5 protein-coding genes and 1 pseudogene are annotated in these 3227 nt (G+C 70.9%); 2 read left to right on the top strand and 4 right to left on the bottom strand.

Features of this window, described 5'->3' with window-relative positions; genetic code table 11:
- Window positions 1–180 precede the first annotated feature (180 nt).
- From SACHA_RS0108760 to SACHA_RS0108770, 3 genes are all read right to left on the bottom strand, one after another.
- Window positions 181–960, bottom strand: a complete 780-nt coding sequence (locus SACHA_RS0108760) for a sporulation protein (protein WP_019808902.1) — start codon at window positions 958–960, stop codon at window positions 181–183.
- A 171-nt stretch (window positions 961–1131) separates the two neighbouring features.
- The gene (locus SACHA_RS0108765; protein WP_332253573.1) at window positions 1132–1353 is read right to left on the bottom strand and encodes a DUF397 domain-containing protein; all 222 of its coding nucleotides are present in this window, start codon (window positions 1351–1353) and stop codon (window positions 1132–1134) included.
- Window positions 1350–2210, bottom strand: coding sequence for a helix-turn-helix domain-containing protein (locus tag SACHA_RS0108770; RefSeq protein WP_019808906.1), 861 nt, complete (start codon window positions 2208–2210; stop codon window positions 1350–1352). The genes SACHA_RS0108765 and SACHA_RS0108770 overlap by 4 nt, the downstream gene beginning before the upstream one ends.
- 226 nt (window positions 2211–2436) lie before the next feature.
- Here SACHA_RS0108770 and SACHA_RS0108775 point away from each other — a divergent pair, with 226 nt between their 5' ends.
- The gene (locus SACHA_RS0108775) at window positions 2437–2637 is read left to right on the top strand and encodes a hypothetical protein (RefSeq protein ID WP_019808907.1); all 201 of its coding nucleotides are present in this window, start codon (window positions 2437–2439) and stop codon (window positions 2635–2637) included.
- 122 nt (window positions 2638–2759) lie between these two features.
- On the top strand, window positions 2760–2984 hold the full coding sequence (locus SACHA_RS0108780) for a hypothetical protein (RefSeq protein WP_019808908.1): 225 nt from the start codon (window positions 2760–2762) through the stop codon (window positions 2982–2984).
- Between the two features lie 62 nt (window positions 2985–3046).
- Here SACHA_RS0108780 and SACHA_RS25160 read toward each other — a convergent pair.
- Window positions 3047–3227 (bottom strand): annotated as a pseudogene (locus SACHA_RS25160) (hypothetical protein); the annotation flags it as partial.

Genomic DNA, 3227 nt, shown 5'->3' on the forward strand with positions numbered 1-3227 from the left:
ACCCTCCGCGGCCTCGGCGCGGCACCCTGACCCCGGAGGCCCCGCGAGTCGCCACCCCCTGTCCGCGAGTCGACGCTCCGCAGCCGCGAGTCGACACTGCGCAGCCGCGAGTCGACGCTGCAGGACCGCGAGTCGACACCGCGAGGCCGCGGTCGGCGCCCGGGGCGGCGGATCACCGCCTCAGAGCCAACCCTGCCCCAGCGAGTCGAGCACCTTGTGCAGCTCGGCGGGCCAGTCGAGGTTTCCGGCCTGGTCGTAACCGACCGAGAGAATGTTCAACCGGTCGCCACCGCCGGTGAGCAGCCCCGCCTTCTTCTCCGACTCCAGCACCACATCCATCCCGTCGGAGCCGGCGACGAAGGTCACCTCCAGCTGCTTGAGCCGCGGGTAGTTCGGCGATCCGGAGAACTCGATCTCCTGATAGAACGGCAGACTCTGCCGGGTGCGCGGGATGCGTCCCGCCTCGACGTCGGCCGAGAGCAGCCGGAACCCGAGGCTTTCCACGGTCTGCAGGACGAGGTGCTGCACGGGTAGCGCGCCGACGCCGATCGGGTCGGTGTCGGTCGCGTCCACCGCGCCCCGGACGTCGACCACCGTGCGCACGGCCACCTGCGTCTTCCCCCGCAGGTGCGCGTTGTTGTAGAACGTGATCGGGGTCTCCACGGGGACCGGCAGCCGGAACGGCAGCTCGACGACCTGGCCGGGGGGCAGCGACACACCGCCCTCCTGCACGGCGACCCGCCCGAAGCCGCGCATGGCATCGACCTCGTCGTCGCCGATCTCGTGCTCGGCCCGGGTGACCAGCTCCACGTACACACCCGAGATGTCCTGCTCCACCTCGCCGGAGCGCAGGCGGATCACACCCTCGACGACACCGCCGGGCTGCACCCCCGACTCCCGCAGTGTGGTCTCCACCTCGACGCCGCCGACACCGACGGCCGCAAGCAACTTCTTGAACATGGTGCGACCCTATCCAGATCGCGGGCACGGCAGGCGCGTTCGGATCATTTCGGTCCGATGGAGACCCGGCCACCCCTCGGCAACGACGGGGATCCCCACATTGATGCTTCACGCTGTGAAAATCGACCAGCAGGGACGCCACCTGCCGCAAGTACAGGCCCCTTCCGAGGGTCAGTCGAACTCGCCGGCCTTGACGCCCAGGAGGAAGGCCGTCCATTCGGCCTCGGTGAAGTAGTGGGCGGGCCGGGTGCGGTCCTTGGTGTCGCGCAGGTAGCGCCCACCGTCGTCGGCCACGGCGACCTCGACACACGCGCCGCCGTTGCCGTTGCTGAAACTGCTCTTGTGCCAGCGCAGGTTGTCCGGGAGGCCGGTCATCGGCTCCCCCTCTCTCACTCGCCCAGGATACGGAGTTCCTCGACGAGTTTACCGAGCAACGCCACCGTCTCCTCGGGCGAGAGTGCCTGCTCCAGGGTCCGGGCGAAGATGTCGGTGTAGCGGGTCAGATCCTCCGGGCGCTCGAAGTACATCCCGCCGCGTTCGGTGTCGAGATACACCAGGTCGATCTCGGCGGTGTCCGGGAACTTCAGCAGGTAGAACGGGCCGCTCATCGCCGCGTGCGCGCCCGCGGTGAACGGCACCACGCGGATATCGGCCCGGCCGCGCTCGATCAACTCGATCAGGTGCTGCAACTGGTCCAGCATCGCCGACCGGCCGCCGACCACCCGGCGCACGGCGCCCACGTCGAGCAGGGCGGTGATGCTGCGTTCCTCCAGCCGCAGTTGCCGGGCCAGGCGCAACTCGACCTGCCGGTTCGCCGCCTCGTCCCCGGCCTCCGGGTGCGCCGCCCGGTAGACCGCCCGGACGTAGGCGGGGGTCTGAAACATGCCGGGCACGAACTCGGACTCGTAGAGCAGGATCCGCTCGGCGTCGCCCTCCAGACTGGCGTAGATCTCGAACCAGTCGTTGATAACGTCCGAGTACGACTCCCACCATCCGCGCTCGCGGGACTGCTCGGCCAGGCGCATCAGCCGGTCGGTCTCGGCCTTGTCCGTGCCGTAGATCTCGCAGAGCTGGTAGACGTGCCGGGTGAGGATCGCCGTACGCCCGCCCTCGATGCGGGTCAGCGTGGGCTGGGCGACCCGCATCCGCCGGGCGACGGTCGTGGTGGTCAGGCCCTGTTCCTCCCGCAGCGCGCGCAACCGTTTACCGAGCACGCGCCGCCGCACACCGGGACCGAGATTCGAGGTCATCACCGCGTCCTTCCTGGTCTGTAGCCAGCGATATTAGCGCACCCGCCGATTCACGAACGGGTGAAAACCACTGTCTCCGCTGTCTCACGTATATACATACCGCTACGGTGACTTTCGCCGGAGGGACCGCCGGCAGCCCGGCCCCCGCACACCGCCGTGCGGGGGCCGGCCTGCACGACTCGTCGGGAGGACTCATGGGCAGCGTGGCCCCGCGGACAGCGGGCGGGTGCCGGACCGGGAGTGGGACGCGGCGCGCGTGGTGCCGTGCCGGGACGAACGCGGGCGCAGGCGACGGCTCACCGTCGGACTGGACGTTGACCGGGTGCTGGTGGGGCGTCCGGAGACCGGGTGGTGTGTGCTCACCCCGTTGCAGGCCGGGCGGCTGCGCGGCGCGCTGCGGGAGGTGGTGGCCGACGGTGGGTGTTGAGTTCGACGACGAGCCCGGCATCGCCGCGATCGTGCGCGCCCGCGAGGCCGGGTTGCGCTTCACCCACGTGCGCTCGGCCGAGGAGGTGATCGCCATCCACGCCGGACGCCGCCGACGGCGCGGTGGACACCTTCACCGTCCGGGGGCCGCAGGAGGCCTACGCCGCCCGTTTCCGCAGCGGGGACCGGACCGGTGCCGCGCCCGTATGGCAGCGTCTCGGCGAGCCCGCCGACGTGATCGACGACCTGCTGGACCTTCCCGCCCACGGGACCCCCGGAGCTCCGGCCCACCCGCTCCTCGGACCGGCCTGTGACCTGGACGGGCCATGGCTTCCGGGACTGCCGTGAGCCCGGGGCTCCGCGTATCAGACAGTCTCGTGTCCGGCGACACCGCGCGCCCGGGCGCGCGGTCACTCGCCGATGACCGGAGGTGCTGTGCGTTCGTCGGTGCCGAACAGGCTATCCGGGTCGGCCTCGACGAGGTAGCCGGGCCGCTGGTGTTCCTCCTCCTCGCTGCCCTGGCCACCACGCCCGGCACCGGCACCCATCGGCGCGCCACCCATGCCTCCGCGTCCCGCCGCGGAGGCCGCC

This window comes from Saccharomonospora halophila 8 (assembly GCF_000383775.1).
GTDB lineage: Bacteria > Actinomycetota > Actinomycetes > Mycobacteriales > Pseudonocardiaceae > Saccharomonospora > Saccharomonospora halophila.

What these genes read in the sequence shown, in the direction of transcription:
- SACHA_RS0108760 (WP_019808902.1), bottom strand. Translation starts at nt 960, where the DNA reads ATGTTCAAGAAGTTGCTTGCGGCCGTCGGTGTCGGCGGCGTCGAGGTG.
- SACHA_RS0108770 (WP_019808906.1), bottom strand. Translation starts at nt 2,210, where the DNA reads ATGACCTCGAATCTCGGTCCCGGTGTGCGGCGGCGCGTGCTCGGTAAA.